21 protein-coding genes are annotated in these 21713 nt (G+C 60.0%); 13 read left to right on the top strand and 8 right to left on the bottom strand.

The window, feature by feature from the left end; all coding sequences use genetic code 11:
* Positions 1-237 precede the first annotated feature (237 nt).
* Together EGY12_RS07525 and EGY12_RS07520 are read left to right on the top strand one after the other, a co-directional pair.
* Positions 238-1206 (top strand): threonine/serine dehydratase, encoded by a 969-nt coding sequence (locus tag EGY12_RS07525; protein WP_123893026.1) that lies wholly within the window; start codon positions 238-240, stop codon positions 1204-1206.
* Positions 1193-2134 (top strand): ornithine cyclodeaminase family protein, encoded by a 942-nt coding sequence (locus EGY12_RS07520; RefSeq protein WP_123893025.1) that lies wholly within the window; start codon positions 1193-1195, stop codon positions 2132-2134. Before EGY12_RS07525 ends, EGY12_RS07520 begins: the two co-directional genes overlap by 14 nt.
* Positions 2135-2160: 26 nt before the next feature.
* On the opposite strand, the gene yidA is transcribed toward EGY12_RS07520, so the two are convergent.
* The 5 genes from yidA to dnaA form a co-directional block, all read right to left on the bottom strand.
* Positions 2161-2976, bottom strand: a complete 816-nt coding sequence (yidA, locus tag EGY12_RS07515; protein ID WP_123893024.1) for a sugar-phosphatase — start codon at positions 2974-2976, stop codon at positions 2161-2163.
* A 125-nt stretch (positions 2977-3101) separates the two neighbouring features.
* Positions 3102-5516: a DNA topoisomerase (ATP-hydrolyzing) subunit B gene (gene gyrB / locus EGY12_RS07510; protein WP_123893023.1), complete on the bottom strand. Its 2415-nt coding sequence runs from the start codon at positions 5514-5516 to the stop codon at positions 3102-3104.
* An 18-nt stretch (positions 5517-5534) separates the two neighbouring features.
* Entirely contained in the window at positions 5535-6620 is a 1086-nt protein-coding gene (gene recF, locus EGY12_RS07505; protein WP_033636531.1) for a DNA replication/repair protein RecF, read from the bottom strand.
* Between the two features lie 161 nt (positions 6621-6781).
* Entirely contained in the window at positions 6782-7882 is a 1101-nt protein-coding gene (gene dnaN, locus EGY12_RS07500; RefSeq protein ID WP_004933892.1) for a DNA polymerase III subunit beta, read from the bottom strand.
* 4 nt (positions 7883-7886) lie between these two features.
* A complete protein-coding gene (gene dnaA / locus EGY12_RS07495) occupies positions 7887-9281 on the bottom strand; it encodes a chromosomal replication initiator protein DnaA (protein WP_123893022.1) in 1395 nt (464 codons plus the stop codon).
* A 682-nt stretch (positions 9282-9963) separates the two neighbouring features.
* On the opposite strand from dnaA, the gene rpmH reads away from it, so the two are divergent.
* The 9 genes from rpmH to EGY12_RS07450 all read left to right on the top strand — a co-directional run bounded on the left by rpmH (position 9964) and on the right by EGY12_RS07450 (position 17466).
* Entirely contained in the window at positions 9964-10104 is a 141-nt protein-coding gene (gene rpmH, locus EGY12_RS07490) for a 50S ribosomal protein L34 (protein WP_000831330.1), read from the top strand.
* A gap of 17 nt (positions 10105-10121) precedes the next feature.
* On the top strand, positions 10122-10481 hold the full coding sequence (gene rnpA, locus EGY12_RS07485) for a ribonuclease P protein component (protein WP_004933883.1): 360 nt from the start codon (positions 10122-10124) through the stop codon (positions 10479-10481).
* Complete coding sequence (gene yidD, locus EGY12_RS07480; protein ID WP_004933881.1) at positions 10445-10702, top strand: membrane protein insertion efficiency factor YidD; 258 nt, start codon at positions 10445-10447, stop codon at positions 10700-10702. The genes rnpA and yidD overlap by 37 nt, the downstream gene beginning before the upstream one ends.
* Before the next feature lie 2 nt (positions 10703-10704).
* Positions 10705-12342 carry a membrane protein insertase YidC gene (yidC, locus tag EGY12_RS07475; protein ID WP_123893021.1) on the top strand — a complete coding sequence of 546 codons (1638 nt, stop codon included), beginning with the start codon at positions 10705-10707 and terminating at the stop codon, positions 12340-12342.
* A 96-nt stretch (positions 12343-12438) separates the two neighbouring features.
* Positions 12439-13803, top strand: coding sequence for a tRNA uridine-5-carboxymethylaminomethyl(34) synthesis GTPase MnmE (gene mnmE / locus EGY12_RS07470; protein ID WP_123893020.1), 1365 nt, complete (start codon positions 12439-12441; stop codon positions 13801-13803).
* A gap of 145 nt (positions 13804-13948) precedes the next feature.
* Positions 13949-14749 carry an MBL fold metallo-hydrolase gene (locus tag EGY12_RS07465; protein WP_123893019.1) on the top strand — a complete coding sequence of 267 codons (801 nt, stop codon included), beginning with the start codon at positions 13949-13951 and terminating at the stop codon, positions 14747-14749.
* 133 nt (positions 14750-14882) lie between these two features.
* Entirely contained in the window at positions 14883-15608 is a 726-nt protein-coding gene (locus tag EGY12_RS07460; protein WP_123893018.1) for a 4'-phosphopantetheinyl transferase superfamily protein, read from the top strand.
* A gap of 161 nt (positions 15609-15769) precedes the next feature.
* Positions 15770-16336 carry an NADPH-dependent FMN reductase gene (locus tag EGY12_RS07455; protein WP_025304752.1) on the top strand — a complete coding sequence of 189 codons (567 nt, stop codon included), beginning with the start codon at positions 15770-15772 and terminating at the stop codon, positions 16334-16336.
* A gap of 77 nt (positions 16337-16413) precedes the next feature.
* Positions 16414-17466, top strand: a complete 1053-nt coding sequence (locus EGY12_RS07450) for a hypothetical protein (RefSeq protein WP_123893017.1) — start codon at positions 16414-16416, stop codon at positions 17464-17466.
* A 35-nt stretch (positions 17467-17501) separates the two neighbouring features.
* Here the strand turns inward: EGY12_RS07450 and EGY12_RS07445 are convergent, their stop codons facing one another.
* Entirely contained in the window at positions 17502-18839 is a 1338-nt protein-coding gene (locus EGY12_RS07445) for an NCS2 family permease (protein WP_004933851.1), read from the bottom strand.
* Positions 18840-19073: 234 nt separating this feature from the next.
* Between EGY12_RS07445 and EGY12_RS07440 the strand changes: the two genes are divergently transcribed.
* Positions 19074-19478, top strand: coding sequence for an NUDIX domain-containing protein (locus EGY12_RS07440; protein ID WP_123893016.1), 405 nt, complete (start codon positions 19074-19076; stop codon positions 19476-19478).
* Positions 19479-19524: 46 nt separating this feature from the next.
* Positions 19525-20193, top strand: a complete 669-nt coding sequence (gene yieH, locus EGY12_RS07435) for a 6-phosphogluconate phosphatase (protein ID WP_123893015.1) — start codon at positions 19525-19527, stop codon at positions 20191-20193.
* Here the strand turns inward: yieH and EGY12_RS07430 are convergent.
* Positions 20190-20930 carry an amino acid ABC transporter permease gene (locus EGY12_RS07430; RefSeq protein ID WP_123893014.1) on the bottom strand — a complete coding sequence of 247 codons (741 nt, stop codon included), beginning with the start codon at positions 20928-20930 and terminating at the stop codon, positions 20190-20192. The genes yieH and EGY12_RS07430 overlap by 4 nt on opposite strands.
* Before the next feature lies 1 nt (position 20931).
* Positions 20932-21645 carry an amino acid ABC transporter permease gene (locus EGY12_RS07425; protein WP_025304748.1) on the bottom strand — a complete coding sequence of 238 codons (714 nt, stop codon included), beginning with the start codon at positions 21643-21645 and terminating at the stop codon, positions 20932-20934.
* Positions 21646-21713 lie beyond the last annotated feature (68 nt).

The raw sequence follows: 21713 nt of genomic DNA, 5'->3' as shown, positions 1-21713 counted from the left end.
TTTCATTATCATTTCTTTAAGCAAAAATAAGTCAGCGGCAGCGCCTTCCTTAACGCAAATAAATAAAAAATCGTGCCGCTAAACGACAGGTTAATGATTATTTTCACCGTCAACGCAATGTTCTTCCCGGGCCGTTGCAGCTTGCTGGCCGGTTTGCCCGGCGGTCGAGCGATGGGGTTTACAATCAATACAAAAAAGTACAAACTGGATTTTTAAGTCCAAATCACTGGAGCCGGTATGAATCCCCTCTTCGATGCCATTGTTTCCGCCCATCAGCAACTGCGCCCTCAGGTACGGGTGACGCCATTGGAGCACAGCGTGCTGCTTTCACAGCAGCTGGGCTGCGAGCTGTATCTGAAATGCGACCATCTGCAGCACACCGGCTCCTTTAAATTTCGCGGCGCCAGCAACAAGCTGCGGTTGCTGGATAACGAACAACGTCGGCGCGGCGTGATCGCCGCCTCAACCGGCAACCACGGCCAGGCGATTGCCCTGGCCGGGCAACTGATGGGCGTTGGCGTCACGGTTTATGCACCAGAGACGGCGGCGAGCATCAAGCTCGATACCATCCGCGCGCTGGGCGGCACCGTGGAATTGGTGCCAGGCGATGCGCTGAATGCCGAACTGGCCGGGGAACAGGCCGCTCGCGAACAGGGTAAAACCTATATCTCGCCGTATAACGATGAACAGGTGATCGCCGGCCAGGGCACCTGCGGCATGGAGCTGGTTGAACAGCTCACCGGTCTGGACGCCGTGTTCGTGGCGGTAGGCGGGGGTGGCTATATCGCCGGTATCGGCACCGTTCTGCGGCAACTGTCGCCGAACACGCAGCTTATCGCCTGCTGGCCGGAGAACGCCACCAGCATGTACAGCGCGTTGGAAGCGGGCCATATCTTCCCGGTGGAAGAGCAAGAGACCCTGTCCGACGGCACTGCCGGCGGCGTCGAACCAGGCGCCGTGACCTTCCCGCTGTGCCAGCAGCTGATCGACCGCAAAGTGCTGGTCAGCGAGGCGGAAATCAAACACGCGATGCGCCGGATCGCCGCCAGCGATCGGTGGATTATCGAAGGCGCGGCCGGCGTGGCGCTGGCGGCGGCGATCAAACTGGCGCCGGAATACCAGGGTAAAAAAGTGGCGGTGGTGCTGTGCGGCAAGAACATCGTGCTGGAGAAATACCTCAAGGCCGTCGCCGATGCACATCCTTAACCGGCAGCAAATCCTCGCCGCGTTCGACGCCGAGGCCATTACGCCACTGCTGAAGCAGGGTTTTATCGCCTATTCGCAGCGGCGAGTGCAACAGCCGCCGGTGCAGCATTTCCTGTTTGAACAGGCCGCCGGTGATTGCTGCATCAAATCCGCCTGGCTGGAAGGCGACGAACTGTTCGTGGTCAAGGTGTCCACCGGCTTCTATCGCAATGCTGTGCGTGGCCTGGCCAGCAATCAGGGGTTGGTGATGGCATTCTCCGCTCAAACCGGCGAACCGCGGGCGCTGCTGCAGGATGAAGGCTGGCTGACCGCGCTGCGCACCGCACTGGCCGGCCGCATTGCCGCCGAGCTGTGCGCACCGCCGCATGTTCAGGCGATCGGCATGGTCGGTACCGGCCTGCAGGCCCGGCTGCAGCTGCAATGTTTGAAGCCGGTGACCGATTGCCGCGAGGTATGGGTATGGGGCCGCAACGAACAAGCGCTGGCGGCGTATCGGCGCGATGCCGAGGCCGAAGGTTTCCGGGTGCAGGTCACACAGGATGCGGCCGAGCTGGCGGCGCACTGTCAGCTGATCGTCACAACCACGCCCAGCCGCGAACCGATCTTGCAGGCGGCGGATATCCGCTCCGGCACGCACATCACCGCCGTGGGCGCCGACGCGCCCGGCAAGCAGGAGCTGGCGACCGAGCTGGTGGCCAACGCGGACGCGCTGCTGGTCGATGCGTTGGCGCAATGTGCTGACTATGGCGAGATCGCGACGGCTTATCGGCAGAACAAGCTGACTTCAGCGCCGATCGTCGAAATGGGCGCCGCATTGGCGCAGGGCGGGCGGTTGCGAAGCGAGCCGCATCACATCACCATCGCCGATCTCACCGGGCTGGCGATTCAGGATCTGCAAATCGCCAAAGGGGTGTTGGCGAAGGTGTAAAAGGGGCGCCGCAGCGCCCCGTGTTCTCAGACGTTGAGCACGAACTTCTCGATGGCGCGCGCCACGCCGTCTTCGGTATTGGCGCTGGTGACAAACTGCGCCACCGCTTTCAGCTCGGGAATGGCGTTGCCCATCGCCACGCCGACGCCGGCATATTCGATCATCGCCGTGTCGTTAGCCTGATCCCCCAGCGTCATGATGTTTTCCCGTGCCACGCCGAGATGCTCGGCCAGCATTCTCACCCCGGCGCCTTTATCGACGTTCTTATGCAGGATTTCGAGGTAATAAGGTGCGCTTTTCAGGATGGTATAACGCTCGCGTGTTTCCGCCGGGATACGCGCGATAGCGCGGTCCAACAGCGCCGGCTCGTCGATCATCATCACTTTCGGGAAACGCATCTGGCGATCCATCTCCTCCACGCTGCGGTATTTCAATGGAATACCGGTCATTTCCGCCTCGTGTATGGTGTATTTGCCGATGTCTTTGTTCGGGGTGTACAGGGTATCGAAATCAAACGCCTGGTAGTGAACGCCGAACTCGCGCGCCATCTGCTCGAAGTGCAGGTAATCCTCAAAACCCAGAGTTTCCTGCAGGATACAGGCGCCGTCGACCGCACGCAGCACCAGCGCGCCGTTGTAGGTGATGCAAAAATCGCCGGGGCCCTGAATGTCCAATTGGCGCAGATAGTCCTGCACGCCGACATAAGGCCGCCCGGTGGCCAATACCACGTGCACCCCTTTGCGCCGCGCTGCCGCGATAGCCTGCTTTACCGCCGGCGTGATTTGGTGCTGCGGATCCAGCAACGTGCCGTCCATGTCGATCGCAATCAGTTCAATAGCCATTCAACGCTTCTCCCAGTGGTTTTTCCCCATGCTAACGCGTTTCAGCCTCGGCTGTCAGCGCCAAAAAAGGCGTAAAAAAAATCCGCGCGGGTCGCCCGGCGCGGATTTTTGCGGCCATTAACGCATCAGATGTCGATGTTCGCCGCTTTCAGGGCGTTTTCTTCGATAAAGGCGCGGCGCGGTTCAACCGCATCGCCCATCAGCGTGGTGAACAGCTGATCGGCAGCGATGGCGTCCTTGACGGTCACGCGCAGCATGCGGCGGCTTTCCGGATCCATGGTGGTTTCCCACAGCTGCTCCGGGTTCATCTCGCCCAGACCTTTATAACGCTGCACCGACAGGCCGCGGCGGGACTCTTTCACCAGCCACTCCAGCGCCTGTTCGAAGCTGTCCACCGGCTGACGGCGCTCGCCGCGCTCGATGAACGCACCTTCTTCGATCAGCCCGCGCAGCTTCTCGCCCAGCTGGCAGATCTTGCGGTATTCGCCACCGTGGATGAAGTCGAAGTCCAGCTTATAATCGGTATCCACGCCGTGGGTACGGATACGCAGTGCCGGCTCGAACATCTGGCGCTCGCGGTTCTCGAAGATCACGAAGTCATAACTGCTGCCGTGCTGCTCTTTGTCGTTCAGCGCCTGCACCAGTGAAGCGATCCAGGCTTTCACCTTGGCTTCATCGCTCAGATCGCCTTCGTTCAGCGTCGGCTGATAGATCAGGCTGTTCAGCAGCGCGCGCGGGTAGCGGCGCTCCATACGGCCGATCAACTTCTGCACGCTATAGTGCTCGGCCACCAGTTTTTCCAGCTGCTCACCGCCGAGCGCCGGCGCGCTGGCGTTGGTGTGCAGCGTGGCGCCGTCCATCGCGATGGCGATCTGATATTGATCCATCGCCTCGTCATCTTTGATGTACTGCTCCTGCTTGCCTTTCTTCACCTTGTACAGCGGCGGCTGTGCGATGAACACGTGGCCACGCTCGATGATTTCCGGCATCTGGCGGTAGAAGAAGGTCAACAGCAGCGTACGGATGTGCGAACCGTCGACGTCGGCATCGGTCATGATGATGATGCTGTGGTAACGCAGCTTGTCCGGGCTGTACTCGTCGCGGCCGATGCCGCAACCCAGCGCGGTGATCAGCGTCGCCACTTCCTGCGAGGAAAGCATTTTGTCGAAACGCGCTTTCTCGACGTTGAGGATTTTCCCCTTCAGCGGCAAGATAGCCTGGTTCTTGCGGTTGCGCCCCTGCTTGGCAGAGCCGCCCGCGGAGTCCCCTTCCACCAGGTACAGTTCGGACAGCGCCGGATCGCGTTCCTGACAGTCCGCCAGCTTGCCCGGCAGGCCGGCCAGATCCAGCGCGCCTTTGCGGCGGGTCATCTCACGCGCTTTACGCGCCGCTTCGCGCGCGCGCGCGGCGTCGATGATTTTGCCGACCACAATTTTCGCGTCGCCCGGATTTTCCATCAGGTAATCCACCAGCTTCTCGTTCATCAGCGTTTCAACCGCGGTTTTCACCTCGGAAGAGACCAGCTTGTCCTTGGTCTGAGAAGAGAACTTAGGATCCGGCACCTTCACCGACACCACGGCGATCAGGCCTTCGCGCGCGTCATCACCGGTGGCGCTGACCTTGGCCTTCTTGCTGTAGCCTTCCTTCTCCATGTAGCTGTTCAGCGTACGGGTCATCGCGGTACGGAAACCGACCAGGTGCGTGCCGCCGTCGCGCTGCGGAATGTTGTTGGTGAAGCAGTAGATGTTTTCCTGGAAACCGTCGTTCCACTGCAGCGCCACTTCCACGCCGATATCGTCTTTCACGGTCGAGAAGTAGAACACGTTCGGGTGGATCGGGGTTTTGTTCTTGTTCAGGTACTCGACAAACGCCTTGATGCCACCTTCGTAATGGAAGTGATCTTCACGGTCGGTGCGCTTGTCCTTCAGGCGGATAGACACGCCGGAGTTGAGGAAGGACAGCTCGCGCAGACGCTTGGCCAGAATGTCGTACTCGAATTCGGTCACATTGGTGAAGGTCTGGTGGCTCGGCCAGAAACGCACCATGGTGCCGGTCTGTTCGGTTTCGCCCACCACGGTCAGCGGCGCCTGCGGCTCGCCGTGGCTGTAAGTTTGTTCGTGCACTTTGCCTTCGCGGCGGATCACCAGCTCCAGTTTCTCCGACAGGGCGTTAACCACTGAGACGCCCACGCCGTGCAGGCCGCCGGAAACCTTATAGGAGTTGTCGTCGAATTTACCGCCGGCGTGCAGCACGGTCATGATGACCTCTGCGGCTGAAACCCCTTCTTCCGGGTGAATGCCGGTCGGAATGCCGCGGCCGTCATCCTGTACCGATACCGAGTTGTCGGCATGGATGGTGACCTGAATGTCACTACAGTGGCCCGCGAGCGCTTCGTCGATAGCGTTGTCCACAACCTCGAATACCATGTGGTGCAGACCGGTGCCGTCATCGGTATCGCCGATATACATGCCCGGGCGCTTGCGCACCGCATCCAGCCCTTTTAATACCTTGATACTTGAGGAGTCATAAGAATTCGACATCAACGTTTCTCGCTCATTTTAGTCCTGTGGTTGAACCTCTATTTTACCCTGTTCCACGCGGAACATCTTGCCCTTTTCACCGGCCATGTCGGTCACTTGTTCAGCGCTGACCGCGCTGACAAAAACCTGGGCCTGGGTGGCTTTCAGGCGATCGGCCAGCAACCGGCGACGGCCGGTGTCCAGCTCGGAGGCAAAATCATCAATCAGATACAGGCAACGCCGCCCGCTCTGCCGGGTGAGAAACTCACCCTGCGCCAAGCGCAACGCGCACATCAGCAGTTTAAGCTGACCGCGCGATAACAAATCCTCTACCGGCGTGCCATCGGCACGAATGCGGAAGTCCGCTTTATGCGGCCCCACCGCGGTATAGGTCAACGCCCTGTCGCGCTCGAACTGGCGCTCCAGCAGCTCGCCGTAGTCGCTCTCTTTGTCCCAGCCGCGCTGGAAGGAGAAACTCAGGGCGAATTCAGGCAGAAACTGCGCGCAGGTCGCGGTGATATCCGCGGCGATCGCGTCGCTGTATTCCGCCCGCCATTCGCTGATGCGCTCCGCGAGCGGGATCAGTTCCTGATCCCAGGCACGGATCTGCGCATAGCGACTCACCTGGCGCAGCGCGGCATTGCGCTGCTTCAGTAACCGTTTCAGGTTGCTCCAGGCGGTGAAAAAACCGGGTTCGTTATGAAAACAGCCCCAGTCCAGGAAGGCGCGCCGGAATTTCGGCCCGCCGTTCAGCAGGGTAAAACCTTCGGGGGTGATCAGCTGCATGGGCAGCAGCTGTGCCAGCTCGGCCACTTTGTGGCCGTCGCTGCCATCGATGCGCACTTTGCTGTCACCCTGACGGCTCTTGCTCAATCCTACCGACAGCTCGCGCTCCGTGCCTTCGATGCGGCCGTGCAGTACGAACTCCGGCTGGTCGTGGCGGATCACCCGGCCGGCCTGCAGGCTGCGAAAGGCGCGGCCGTGGCCGAGCGTATATACCGCTTCCAGCACGCTGGTCTTGCCGCTACCGTTGGCGCCGACCAGGAAGTTGAATCCCGGCGCCAGCGCCAAATCCGCTGCCTCGATATTGCGGAAGTCTTTAATCAATAAACGCGTTAATGCCATGCCAACTCTATCACCGGGAAACTACGCTCAATGTAAGGGCGTTATCGGCGCAGGCAATTTACGTGCGGACAGCGCACAGCAACCGGAGCGTACACAGAGTACGTGAGGATTGCGAGCACTGCCCAAGCGTAAAATGGCAAGCAAGATAGCCCGGATATCGATCACAACCGCATTGGCATGACAACGTAGGCCGCCGCCTGGCTGGCGCCGTCTTCGATCTGCACGCTGGAGACCGAGTCGGTCAACAGCAGGCGCACGTCTTCACACTTGAGCGCGTTCAACACGTCCAGCACGTAGCTGACGTTGAAGCCGATCTCCATCTCCGCGCCATCGTAGCTGACGTCGAGGATCTCTTCCGCCTCTTCCTGCTCCGGGTTGTTGGCGGTGATCTTCAGCTGGTTCTGGCTGACGTACAGCCGCACGCCGCGGAATTTCTCGTTCGAGAGAATCGCCGCACGGGCAAACGCCTGCTTAAGCAGATCGCAGCCGGCTTCCAGCGTTTTGTCCGGGTTCTTCGGCAAGACGCGGCGATAGTCAGGGAAACGGCCGTCAACCAGCTTGGACGTGAAGATGAAATCGCCGACGTGAGCGCGGATGTTGTTGCTGCCGATCTGCAGCTGCAGCAGCGAATCGCCGCCGTCCAGCAGACGCACCAGCTCCATCACCCCTTTGCGCGGCACGATCACCGAATGCGACGGCAGCTGTTGGCCGATCGGCATCGAGCACACCGCCAGGCGGTGACCGTCGGTCGCGACGGTGCGCAGCTCTTCACCTTCGGTCTCAAACAGCATGCCGTTCAGATAGTAACGCACATCCTGATGGGCCATCGAGAACTGGGTGGCTTCGATCAGGCGCTTCAGCGTCGCCTGCGGCAAGGTGAACTCCACCTCGCTCTGCCAATCGTCCAGGTTCGGGAAGTCCGCCGCCGGCAGCGTGGACAGCGAGAAGCGGCTGCGGCCGGATCGCACCAGCATGCGCTCGCTCTCCAGCGTGACGGCGATCTCCGCCCCTTCCGGCAGGCCACGGCAGATATCAAAGAATTTGCGCGCGGGCACGGTGGTCGCGCCCGGCTCGTGCGGTTGGGACAGGGCGACGCGCGCCACCATCTCCATCTCCAGATCGGTGCCGGTCAGCAGCAGGGAGCCTTCCGTCACCTGCAGCAGCAGGTTGCCCAGGATCGGCAAGGTCGGGCGGCCGCCCAGCGGGCTGCTCACCTGTTGCAGCGGTTTTAGCAGATGCTCACGTTCAACGATAAATTTCATAGCGCTATGAAGATAATGTTCTGATTAAATTGGAGAAATCTTCTTTGATGTCGTGACTTTCCTCACGCAGCTGCTCGATCTTCCGGCAGGCGTGCAACACCGTGGTATGGTCGCGGCCACCAAACGCATCGCCGATTTCCGGCAGGCTGTGGTTGGTGAGTTCCTTCGCCAGCGCCATCGCCATCTGGCGCGGGCGGGCAACGGATCGCGAACGCCGCTTGGACAGCAAATCCGCGACTTTAATCTTGTAATACTCAGCCACCGTCTTTTGAATATTGTCGATGGTGACCAGCTTTTCCTGCAGCGCCAACAGATCGCGCAGCGCTTCGCGCACGAAATCGATGGTGATGGCCCGGCCGGTAAAGTTGGCGTTGGCGATCACGCGGTTCAGCGCCCCTTCGAGCTCACGCACGTTGGAGCGCAAGCGCTTGGCGATGAAGAACGCCACTTCGCCCGGCAGGCGAATGTCGTTTTCGTCGGCCTTTTTCATCAGGATCGCCACGCGGGTTTCCAGCTCCGGCGGCTCGATCGCCACCGTCAGCCCCCAGCCGAAGCGGGACTTCAAACGATCTTCCACCCCGTTGATCTCTTTAGGGTAGCGATCCGAAGTCAGGATGATCTGCTGATTGCCTTCCAACAGGGCGTTAAAGGTATGGAAGAACTCTTCCTGCGAACGCTCCTTGTTGGCGAAGAATTGGATGTCATCGATCAGCAACGCGTCTACCGAACGGTAGTAGCGCTTAAACTCTTCAATGGCATTGTTCTGCAACGCTTTGACCATGTCCTGCACGAAGCGTTCCGAGTGCATGTAGACCACTTTGGCGTTGGCCTTGCGCGCCATGATGCCGTTGCCGACCGCGTGCAGCAGGTGAGTTTTACCCAGGCCGGTGCCGCCATACAGGAACAGCGGGTTATAGGCGCCGCCCGGATTGTCCGCCACCTGGCGGGCCGCCGCGCGCGCCAGCTGGTTGGACTTACCTTCGACGAAATTGTCGAAGGTGTGTTTAGGGTTGACGTTGGAGCGGTAAGAGAGCTCGGGTTGCGCCGCCGCGTTGTCCCAGCTCGGGCGAGAAGGCGCAGCCGTGCGCGCCGCCGGGGCCGCAGGGGCGCTGCTGACGGTGGCGGTCACGGTCTGGCTAATCACCTGCGTGATCGGCTTGCTGCCGACTTCAAAACGCAGCAAAGGCGCATCCGTGCCGCAGAAATCATTCAGCAGACCATTGATGTTGTTTAAGTACTTATCGCGAACCCAATCCAGCACAAAACGGTTAGGCGCGTACAGCGCCAGGGTGTTGTCACTCAGTTCCGCCTGCAATGGGCGAATCCACATACTAAATTCTGTGGCAGGTAACTCATCCTGCAATCGGGCAAGACACTGCTGCCAAAGCGAAAGTGACACGGCGGACTCCACTCGAACAAGATCAATAAAGAAAAGAAACGGGCAACTTTTTTATAACTCATGATTTTTGACACATACCCGGCATCGGCTGTTTGCCTGTGGGGGATGCGAACCGCCTTTCACGGTTTGTGTCCCTCACGATCCCGGCATGAGGGATCGCGATCGGAATGACGGATCATAGCGCAATCCGCGCAAGAGATCCTCCCCTTCCTCACAGATTAGATCCATTTTATCCACAGGCCGCGGCCGGCGGCGATCTTTTCACCGCCAGCGCCGAATGACCGCGCAGATCCCGGCCACTGCGCCGCGTTTTTTACATTGTCAACCGGTTATACCCTGTTATCCACGCCGGATCCTGGAATGGCGCGCAAAGGATCTCACCGGGATCCTTGCGATTTCACCCCGAGTCCGTATAATCTTCGCCCTACGTGTGATACCTGGTTCCTTATGGTGCGTCATTAGCCAGACAGGATTCTGCGGTGACCACGGGCCAAGACCGGATTTTGTTCCGTTATTGGCAGACAACCAGGTAGGCTGGCGCGATGCGAATTGACTCAGGACTGTACAATTATTACAATCCCGCTTCTTTATGTATTGCGATTGAGGCGTCGGTCATCTTCACGCCGAGTAGCCAAACGCGTTTACTGATCAGTAATTATTTTAAGTTTAGGTAGAAATCGCTATGAAACGCACTTTCCAACCGTCCGTATTGAAGCGCAACCGTAGCCACGGTTTCCGTGCTCGTATGGCCACCAAAAATGGTCGTCAAGTTCTGGCCCGCCGTCGTGCGAAAGGCCGTGCTCGTCTGACTGTTTCTAAGTAATAAAGCTAACCCGCTGAGTGGTTAAGCTCGCTTTTCCCAGGGAGTTACGTTTGTTAACTCCCACTCATTTCACTTTCGTCTTCCAGCAGCCACAACGGGCTGGCACGCCGCAAATCACCATCCTCGGCCGCCTGAACCAGCTGGGGCATCCCCGCATCGGTCTTACCGTCGCCAAAAAACACGTCAAACGCGCGCACGAGCGTAATCGGATCAAACGCCTAACCCGCGAAAGCTTCCGCCTGCGCCAGCACGAATTACCGGCGATGGATTTTGTCGTGGTGGCCAAAAAAGGGATAGCGGATTTGGATAACCGCGCGCTGACGGAAGCTTTGGATAAATTATGGCGTCGCCACTGTCGCCAGGCTCCCGCATCCTGATCGGGCTGGTACGGGCCTATCAGCTCGTCATCAGTCCGCTGCTAGGGCCTCGTTGTCGCTTCCAGCCGACATGCTCTCATTACGCAATTGAGGCATTAAGCAGGTTTGGCATGATAAAAGGCAGTTGGTTAGCATTGAAACGCGTATTAAAATGCCACCCTTTGAACCCAGGTGGCGATGATCCGGTGCCGCCAAAAACCGACGATAACAGAGAACACTAACGATGGATTCGCAACGCAATCTTCTCCTCATCGCTCTGCTGTTCGTGTCTTTCATGATCTGGCAGGCATGGCAAACGGACAACGCTCCGCAGCCGGCCGCACAGACCACGCAACAGACTTCGAACGCAGTAGCCGGTGATGCCGCCAGCCAGGCCGTGCCAGCCAGTGGTCAGGGTAAGCTGATTACCGTGAACACCGACGTGCTGTCACTGACCATCAATACCCGTGGTGGCGATATCGAGCAGGCTAAACTGTTGGCCTACCCGGATACTCTGGGTTCATCGACTCCGTTCCAACTGCTGGAAACCACTCCGTCGTTCGTCTATCAGGCGCAAAGCGGCCTGACCGGTAAAAACGGCCCGGACAACCCGGCCAACGGCGAACGCCCGCTGTATCAGGCGGCGCAGGACAGCTACACCCTGCCGGAAGGCCAGGACGAGCTGCGCATCCCGCTGACCTACACCGATAAAGACGGCGCGGTCTATACCAAGACCTTCGTGCTCAAACGCGATCACTATGCGGTCGGCGTGGATTACAGCATCGACAACAAAGGCGCGACGCCGCTGGAGCTGACCCTGTTCGGTCAGCTGAAGCAGACCACCGAGTTGCCTAAGCACCGCGACACCGGCAGCAGCAACTTCGCGCTGCACACCTTCCGTGGCGCGGCGTATTCGTCCAGCGATGACAAGTACCAGAAATACGCATTCGATAAAGACGAAAACCTGAACGTCACCACCAAAGACGGTTGGGTTGCCATGCTGCAACAGTACTTCGCCACCGCGTGGGTACCGGCGACCAAGGGTGACAACACCTTCTACACCGCCAAACCGGGCGACAACCTGTCCACCATCGGCTTCAAATCTACGCCGGTCGTGGTGCAGCCGGGCGCTCAGCAACAGCTGAACGCGACCCTGTGGGTCGGCCCGGAGCTGCAGGATCAGATGGCCCAGCTGGCGCCGCACCTGGACCTGACCGTGGATTACGGTTGGCTGTGGTTCATCTCCCAGCCGCTGTTCAAACTGCTGAAGTTCATCCACGGCTTTATCGGTAACTGGGGCTTCTCCATCATCATCATCACCTTCATCGTGCGCGGCATCATGTACCCGCTGACCAAGGCGCAGTACACCTCGATGGCGAAAATGCGCATGCTGCAGCCGAAGCTGCAGGCGATGCGCGAGCGCATCGGCGATGACAAACAGCGCATGAGCCAAGAGATGATGGCGCTGTACAAGGCGGAGAAAGTGAACCCGCTCGGCGGCTGCCTGCCGCTGATCATTCAGATGCCGATCTTCCTGGCTCTGTACTACATGCTGATGGGTTCGGTTGAGCTGCGCCACGCGCCGTTCGCCCTGTGGATCCATGACCTGTCGGCGCAAGACCCGTACTACATCCTGCCAATCCTGATGGGCGTGACGATGTTCTTCATTCAGAAGATGTCGCCGACCACCGTGACTGACCCGATGCAGCAGAAAATCATGACCTTCATGCCGGTGATCTTCACAGTGTTCTTCCTGTGGTTCCCGTCCGGTCTGGTGCTGTACTACATCGTCAGTAACCTGGTGACCATCCTGCAGCAGCAGCTGATTTACCGTGGTCTGGAAAAACGCGGTCTGCACAGCCGCGACAAGAAAAAAAGCTAAGCGTATTGTAGGGGTTCGGCGCGCCGACCCTTGCAGTCACACCAAAGGCGGTCATTAGACCGCCTTTTTGCATCTTAATCGTCAGAGAGAACCGTTATGAGCACCACCGATACCATCGTAGCCCAAGCCACCCCGCCGGGACGCGGCGGCGTCGGCATTCTGCGCATTTCCGGAAGCCAGGCCAAAGACGTCGCCCAGGCGTTGCTCGGCAAGCTGCCGAAGCCGCGCTACGCTGACTATCTGCCGTTCCGCGACGCCACCGGCGCCACCCTCGATCAGGGCATCGCGCTGTGGTTCCCGGGGCCGAATTCCTTTACCGGCGAAGACGTGCTGGAGCTGCAGGGCCACGGCGGGCCGGTGATCCTCGATCTGTTGCTCAAGCGCGTGCTGGCGCTGCCCAACGTGCGCATCGCACGGCCCGGCGAGTTCTCCGAACGCGCTTTCCTCAACGACAAACTCGATTTGGCGCAGGCCGAAGCGATTGCCGATCTGATCGACGCCAGCTCCGAGCAGGCGGCACGTTCGGCGATGAACTCGCTGCAGGGCGCCTTCTCCACCCGCATCCACCAGCTCGTGGAAGCGCTCACTCACCTGCGAATCTACGTGGAAGCGGCGATCGACTTCCCCGACGAGGAAATCGACTTCCTGTCCGACGGTAAAATCGAGGCGCAGCTCAACGACGTGATGGCGGATCTGGACAGCGTGCGCGGCGAAGCGCGCCAGGGCAGCCTGCTGCGCGAAGGGATGAAGGTGGTGATCGCCGGGCGCCCCAACGCCGGTAAATCCAGCCTGCTCAATGCATTGGCCGGGCGTGAGGCAGCGATCGTTACCGATATCGCCGGCACCACCCGCGATGTCCTGCGCGAACATATCCATATCGACGGCATGCCACTGCACATCATCGACACCGCCGGCCTGCGCGATGCCAGCGACGAAGTTGAGCGTATCGGCATCGAACGTGCATGGAACGAGATCGAACAGGCTGATAGGGTGCTGTTTATGGTTGACGGCACCACCACCGCCGCCACCGAGCCGGCGGAGATCTGGCCGGAGTTTATGGCGCGCCTGCCGGGCACGCTGCCGATCACCGTAGTACGCAATAAGGCCGACATCACCGGTGAAACGCTGGGCCTGACGGAAGTGAACAACCACTCACTTATTCGCCTGTCGGCCCGCACCGGCGAAGGCGTCGATGTGCTGCGCGATCATCTGAAACAGAGCATGGGTTTCACCAGCAACATGGAAGGCGGCTTCCTGGCGCGTCGTCGCCATCTGCAGGCGCTGGAACTGGCCGCGCAGCACCTGGTGCAGGGCAAAGAACAGTTAGTGAGCGCTTACGCGGGCGAGCTGTTGGCCGAGGAATTGCGCCAGGCGCAGCTGGCCCTGAGCGAAATCACCGGCGAATTCACCTCCGACGACCTACTGGGCCGCATCTTCTCCAGCTTCTGTATCGGGAAATAACGCCGCCAGGCGTTTTCACGGCCGGGTCCCCCTTGTTCCGGCCGTTTTTCTTTTCCGCGCTCGCTCTGCGCGCCGGCTCACAGAGCCGCTACCGCCCTCCACGCTATACTGAAAAGTCAGGAATCTTTCTCAGGAACGAGTCAACATGGCATTAACCCTCAAGGTACTGCTGGAAAACCGCCGCGCTGCCGGCGCCAACCCATTATTGCAGGCCAAGGCCGGGCTAAGCCTGCTGATTGAGGATGAGACGACGTCCATACTGTTCGATACCGGCCCCGACGACAGCTTTCTGCGCAATGCGGCGCTGATGGGCGTCGATCTCTCGCGCATTACCGCGACGCTGCTCTCCCACGGCCACTATGACCACTGCGGCGGCGTCGCCTGGCTGCCGGACAACAGCCGCATCATCTGTCACCCGCAAGTCGGTGATGAGCGCTATGCGGCGCTGAAGGTGCTGGGCCACACCCGGAAAATCAAAAAGCTCTCTTTGGATATCGACTACTCGCGCCACCGCATGCACTACAGCCGCGAACCGCTGGCGATCGGCGATCGCTTTATGTGGTCAGGCGAGATCGCGGTGCCCGCCCCGCGCGCCTACGGGGTGATCGCCGGGGAAAACGCGGCGGTGGATTACGTGATCGACGAAGGAGTGCTGATTTACAAATCCGATCGCGGTCTGGTGATCGTGACCGGCTGCGGGCACCGCGGGATCGTCAATATCGTGCGCCATTGCCAGAAAATCACTGGGATCGATCGGATCCACGCCTTGATCGGCGGTTTTCACCTGCGCTGCGCTTCCCCGCGCACGCTCTGGCGCGTCCGCCGTTTTTTGCGGCAGCATCAGCCGGAAAAAATCATGGGCTGTCACTGTACCGGCGCCTGGGGCCGATTCTGGTTGCCGGCAGGGATCGCGCCGGCCACCGGCGATAGCTGGATCCTGGAATAACGCCGGCGCCGCTCATGATTGAAATCGACAACAAATCGGATAAAACGCATAGTGTTTTTTGATGATAAATCCTCAACTTAATCTTAATCTAACACCCCTGCGTTCTTAGCGACCCTCTGTAATGGAGTGAACAATGGCGTGTCATTTTGCCCGATGGACCCCGGCCTCCGCTGTCCTGGATACCCAGAGACTCTCCGACGAAGTGATAGCCGCCACCCGCACCTTTTCCGTTAAACGCCGCACGCGCTTCCTGCAAGGGCGCATTCTGCTCGCCGAAATGATGTTCTACCTGTATGGCCTGCCAACGCTGCCCTCCATCGCCACAACTCCGACCGGCCGCCCCTGTTTCGCCGATCATCAGCTGCCGGATTTCAGCCTCGCTTACGCCAGCAACACCGTGGGCGTGCTGCTCAGCGACGAGGGCAAAGTCGGATTGGATATCGAAGTGATGCGGGCGCGCGGCACCCGGCAAAGCGCGCTGCAACACGCGCATCAGACGCCGGCGGAAAGTGCCTGGATCGGTGCGCAGGACGATCGGCTGGAGGCGGAAACTCAGCTGTGGAGCATTCGGCAAAGCGTGCTGAAAATTTCCGGCCTCGGCAACAGCGGCCAATCTACGCTGCGTCTGCATCCCTTCTCCGGCCACCTGCGCTCCAGCGCTACGCCGGATGTTCAGGTGATGAGCGACGCCGACGAATACCTGAGCTGGGCCTGCGCCGGCAGCCCTGGGCTGGATCGCCTGCTGTGCTGGCACTACGAAGAGCGCCGCGGCCTACAGAAAGACGGGGAAATCTCGCCGCGCAGCCCGGCGGCGTCCTCGCGCTTCGTTAAACTGACAGGCCTGACGACACCCGGTTAACGCGACGCAAAACGGATAAAACGGCCTTTACCGCACGAGTTGCTGGATTAAATTGTAAAAACAGCTAAATGTTGAGCAATCGCCTATTCTCGACCAGCGCTTTAGCCTACTATTCGCCCATGTTGTACGCTGAATCTGCTCATTCGAAAGGGAGAATCACCATGTCAGACCAAGCCTTAAAAATCGTCACTCTGCTCGGCAGCCTGCGCAAAGGCTCCTACAACGCCATGGTAGCCCGCGCCCTGCCAGGCCTGGCTCCACAGGGCGTCACCATTGAAGCGCTACCCTCTATCCGCGATATCCCGCTGTATGACGCCGACATGCAACAGGGTGAAGGTTTCCCTGCCGCGGTCGAAGCGATCGCCGAACAGATCCGCCAGGCCGACGGCGTGATCATCGTCACCCCTGAATATAACTATTCCGTGCCCGGCGGCTTGAAAAACGCCATCGACTGGCTGTCGCGTTTGCCGAATCAGCCCCTGGCCGGCAAGCCGGTCGCCATTCAAACCAGTTCGATGGGGCCGATCGGCGGCGCACGCTGCCAATACCACCTGCGCCAGATCCTGGTGTTCCTCGATGCGATGGTAATGAACAAGCCTGAGTTTATGGGCGGCGTGATCCAGAGCAAGGTCGATGAACAGGCCGGTGAACTGAGCGATCAGGGAACGCTGGATTTCCTGACCGGCCAGCTGTCCGCGTTCAGCGATTTTATTCGCCGCGTGGAATGAAGATCTCGCGGCGCCCACCGGGCGCCGCAGCAGGACATGAAGTCCGTCAATTTATTGAAAATAAAAGCAATAGCATCATGTATTTTTTCATTTTAGCGTTATTTTTTATTTCCATCACCAGTCCCGTTTTTGCCGCAGACCTGCGTTATCCCGCCGGTGAAGAGCCGCTGGAGCTGCCCGCACACAGCGCACTCAACGCCCAGTTGCCGCGATCCGCGCAAAGCCAGGAAGATAAAAAGTTAGGTGCCATGTCGCTGTACCTGACGCTGATGCGTGAAGATGGCCGCAACGTCTGGGCGCCCTACCAGCTGGCGGTGTCGTCGGCAGAGAAAGGGCAAACCGAGCTGGCGGAGCGCTACCTGCAGCTGAGCGCCGACCGCGGCCTGTGGTATTACTATAACCTGCTGGAGGACGACGCCTTCAACAGCATCCAGCACTCCGCCACCTACCAATCGATCCTGGCCGCCACTAAAGCGCGCTATCTGCAGCATGCACGCCACTATGAAGGCAAAGCCAGCTACGCGATGCCGGACGGCGAAGCACCGCCCGAAGGCTGGCCAACGGTGATCTTCCTGCATACCTACGGTAAAGCCGCCGCCATCAGCCCCGAAGAACGACTGTTGTTCGGCGAAATGGGCGTGGCCTACATCGAGATCAACGGCACTCAGATGCTGTCGGAAAACAGCTTCCGCTGGTCGAATTACAGCGACGAGAGCACCCAAACCGCCATTCAGCGTACGGTGCAACAGTTGGCTCCGCAGCTAAAGCTGAATACCCGGCGGATTTACCTCAGCGCCCGCGGCCAGGGCGCACTGCACGCCGCCAACCTGATCGCGAAATACCCGCAGTTTTATGCCGGTGCGCTCCTGATCGCCCCCAGCGGCGAGATAAAACCGGCCCAGCAGTCGCTGGCGGCGCAAAAGAAAATCGTGATGGCGTATTACGACCGGCAGAACTTCAGCGAGCAGGCGCTGGCGTTACACTTCGCCAATCTGTTTGGAGAGGATAATCAGGTGCAGACGCTGCATTTCGCCCAGGGCGAGGATGCCGCCGGCAGTTGGCAGGCGCGCTTCAGGCGGCCGTTGCAGTGGGTGTTGGATCGGGCGCCGGATGCGACGCCGGGAGCCTAGGTTTTCAGGGCCGACAGACGTCGGCCCTTTAGCTGTCAATGGCCGTCGACGAAAACGATCTTCAGCACGAACAGCAGCGCCACCACCACCACGCACGGGCTGATTTCACGCCAGCGGCCGGTGCCGAGCTTCATCACGCAGTAGGAGATAAAGCCGAGCGCAATGCCTTCGGTGATCGAGAAGCTGAACGGCATCATCACCGCGGTGACAAACGCCGGCACCGCTTCGGTCAGATCGTCCCACTTCACCCGCGCCAGGCTGGAGGTCATCAGCACGCCGACGTAGATCAGCGCGCCGGCGGCGGCGTAAGCCGGCACCATGCCCGCCAGCGGCGACAGGAAGATCACCAGCAGGAACAGCAGGCCGGTAACCACCGCCGTCAAGCCGGTGCGGCCGCCGACGGCGACGCCGGACGAGCTTTCGATGTAAGCGGTCACGGAAGAGGTGCCCGCCAGCGAACCAGCCACCGAGCTGATACTGTCGACGTACAGCGCCTGCTTCATGCGCGGGAACTTGCCCTGGTTGTCGGTCAAGCCGGCTTTATCGGTGACGCCGATCAGCGTGCCGGAGGAGTCGAACAGATTCACCAGCATAAACGAGAAGATCACCCCGGCCAGCCCGATGTTCAGCGCGCCGGCCACGTCGACCTGGCCCACCACCGAGGTGATGCTCGGCGGCAGGGAGAACAGACCACCGTATTTCACGTCGCCCAGCATCCAGCCGATCAGGGTGGTGACCACGATCGATACCAGCACCGCCGCATGGAAGTTACGCGAAGAGAGCACGGCGATGATGAAGAAGCCGAGCGCGCCCAGCAGCACGTTATGCGAGGTCAGACTGCCGATGGTCACCAGCGTGTCTGGGTTGGCCACCACGATGCCGGCGTTTTTCAGCCCCATCATGCCGATGAACAGACCGATGCCGCTGGTGATGCCAACCCGCAGGCTGACAGGAATGTTGGCGATCATCCAGTAACGGATGCGGAAAATGGTCAGCAGCAGCAGGCCGACCGCCCCCCAGAAGATGGCACCCATGCCCACCTGCCAGGAAATGCCCATCGCCCCGACTACCACGAAGGCGAAGAAGGCGTTCAGGCCCATCGCCGGCGCCAGCGCCACCGGCAGGTTCGCCAGCAGGCCCATAAAGATGCTGCCGAAGGCGGCGATCAAACAGGTAGTGACAAATACCGCCTGGGTATCCATGCCCGCCGCGCCCAAAATTTGGGGGTTAACGAACACGATATACACCATGGTGAGGAAAGTGGTGATACCGGCAATCGTTTCCGTACGCGCCGTCGTGCCATGTTGCTTGAGTTTAAACACGCGCCCAAGCAAGCCTTGCTCAGCGTCAAGGCCAGATACTGGTTTGGTCATTATCAGAATTCCGAAAATGGGAATGGACAGTCGCCGGCTATCCTATAACAAAAAGTGGGGCTTTTGACGCCGGTCACAGGTTTTTTTCGCCGTCTTTACGGCTAAATGCGTCAACGGCTTGTATTTACAGGCATTCATCCCCCTTGCCATCCGCTGCGTTGCCGTTTGCCGGCACGGCCGATAAAATGACCTATCGCATCTCTTACCCTACCCGCTAAAAAAACAGGAATCCGCATGTCTTCGACCTTTATCGATAAACTCGCGTTAATTACGCTGAAAGATGACAAAGTGGCGCTGGTGCGTTCACACAATAAGACGCTGTTTTATGTCCCGGGTGGAAAACGCGAAGCGGGCGAAACCGACGAACAGGCGCTGTGCCGCGAAATTGACGAAGAGCTGACCGTCGCGCTGCAGCCGAGCTCCATCGCGTTTTACGGCGAGTTCACCGGCCCGGCGGACGGCAAGCAGGACGGCACCCAGGTGCGCATTCGCTGCTACCAGGCCGACTTTACCGGGCAGCTGCAGCCGGCCGCCGAAATCGCCGAACTGAGGTGGTGCGACAGCCACGATTTGCCGCACTGCTCGCACGTTGCCGCGCTGATTTTGCACGATCTCAAGGCGCGTAACCTGATCAAGTGATCGCTGACCGGCCTCAGCGGCGCTAACCCGAAGGAACCTGTCCCGCATGAATCAGATTGACTGCATTTTGTTCGACTGCGACGGCACGCTGGTGGACAGCGAAGTGCTGTGCAGCAAAGCCTATGTACACATGTTCGCCCGCTACGGCATTCACCTGTCGCTGGAAGAAGTGTTCAAGAAATACAAAGGGGTAAAGCTGTACGAGATCATCGATCGGGTCAACGCCGAGCAAGGCACTGACCTGGCAAAAGAAGCGCTGGAGCCGCTGTATCGGCAGGAAGTAGCGCGGCTGTTCGACAGCGAGCTGCAGCAGATTGCCGGCGCCCGCGAGCTGCTGGCGCAGGTGACGGTGCCTATCTGCACCGTCTCCAACGGGCCGGTCAGCAAGATGCAACACTCGCTCGGCCTGACCGGCATGCTGCCTTATTTTAATGACCGGTTGTTCAGCGGTTATGACCTGCAGCGCTGGAAGCCGGATCCGGCGATCGTGTTTCACGCCGCCGAACAGATGCAGGTGCCGGTGACGCGCTGCATCCTGGTGGACGACTCGCCCGCCGGCGCCCAGGCCGGCATCCATGCTGGCATTCCGGTCTTTTACTTCTGCGCCGACCCGCACAACCCGCCGATCGACCACCCGCTGGTGACGACGTTTGACGACCTGGCCCAGTTGCCCGCGCTGTGGCGCGAACGCGGCTGGCGACTGACGGCCGATTAACTGGCCGGCATCGGCGGCTTGTTGCGCCACCAGCGCCAGGACCGCTTCAGCGCGCGGGTTTGCGCGCCGAAGCGGCGGTTAATCGCGTTGGCCAGCAGATCGAGCGCCAGGCAGAACACGAAATAGACCAGCGCCACGAACAGGAACACTTCCATCGGGTAGACCATGCTGCGGTTGTTGACCTGGGTCGCCAGGAAGGTCAGTTCGCCAACGCCGACGATATAAGCCAGCGAGGTGTCTTTGATTAAGGAGATCCACTGGTTAATGAACGACGGCACCATCATGCGCAGCGCCTGCGGCAGCACGATCATGCGCAGCGTTTGCCAACGGTTCAGCCCCAGAGAAAGCCCGGCCTGCCACTGGCCGGGGCCGATCGCGGCGATGCCGGCCTTCACCGCATGGGCCAAATAGGCCGAAGCGATCAGCGCCAGCGCGCACACCACGGTAGTGATTTCCGGGATCTCGACACCAAACACCATCGGCAGCAGGAAATAGGTCCAGAAGATCAGCATGATGACCGGAATGGCGCGGAAAAAGCCCAGCACCGCCGCCAGCAATCCGGCGGCAACGCCGCGCGACATCGCCAGCGCCACACCGAGTAAGGTGCCGAGCACCGCCGAAGCCACGCCGGCCATCAGGCTGATCGCCAACGTCAGCGCCGCGCCGCCCAGCGGCCCGTCCGGCCAGGTGCCCCACAGCAGGTAGCCCAGGTTATCGTGAATTACGCTGAAATCCATCTCAATGTCCTCCCAACGGTTTACGCTGTTGGCGCCACATGCCCCAGCCTTCCAGCAGCGCGATGATGGCGATATACAGCACCGTCGCCACGCCGAACGCCTGGAAGGTGCGCAACGTTTCGGTTTCAACCTGACGCGAGGCGTAAGAGAGTTCGGCAACGCCGATCGCCATGGTCAGCGACGAGTTCTTGATCACGTTCATGTACTGGCCCAGCAGCGGCGGCAACGCGATTTTCAGCGCCTGCGGCAGCACCACGTAGCGCATCGCCTGCCAGCCGGTCAGCCCCAGCGCCTGGGCGGCATATTTCTGCCCGCCGGCGACGCCGCGAATACCGGAACGGATCTCTTCGGCGATAAAGGCGGTGGAGTAGAGCGTCAGGCCGAAGAAACCGGCGAGAAACTCGAACGACGGCCACTCAAGCGGGCCAACCTGATGTGAGCTGTTCAGCCACTGCATGGCGGCGGACGGCAGGATCTGCCCGGCGGCGAAATACCAAAAGAACAGCTGCACCAGCAGCGGCGTATTGCGAAACAGCGAGCTGTATCCCATCGCCAGCCAGCGCAACGGCCGCAGGCTGCTGTCGCGCATCGCCGCCAGCACAAAGCCCAGCAGCGTGGCCGCCAGGCCCGCGCAGGCGGAAAGCCACAGCGTCAGCAGGAAGCCGTGCCACAGCCAGCTCAGGTATTGCGGCGCCAGCAGCCAGTCCAGGTTCATGTTCAATCCTTGTCTTGCAGAATGCATCAGGGGCGCAGCAAGCTGCGCCCCTCCGTGTCGATCTCACC

Origin of the sequence: Serratia sp. FDAARGOS_506, from assembly GCF_003812745.1 — a bacterium.
Lineage (GTDB): Bacteria > Pseudomonadota > Gammaproteobacteria > Enterobacterales > Enterobacteriaceae > Serratia.
This window is presented reverse-complemented; position numbering and strand designations above follow the sequence as displayed.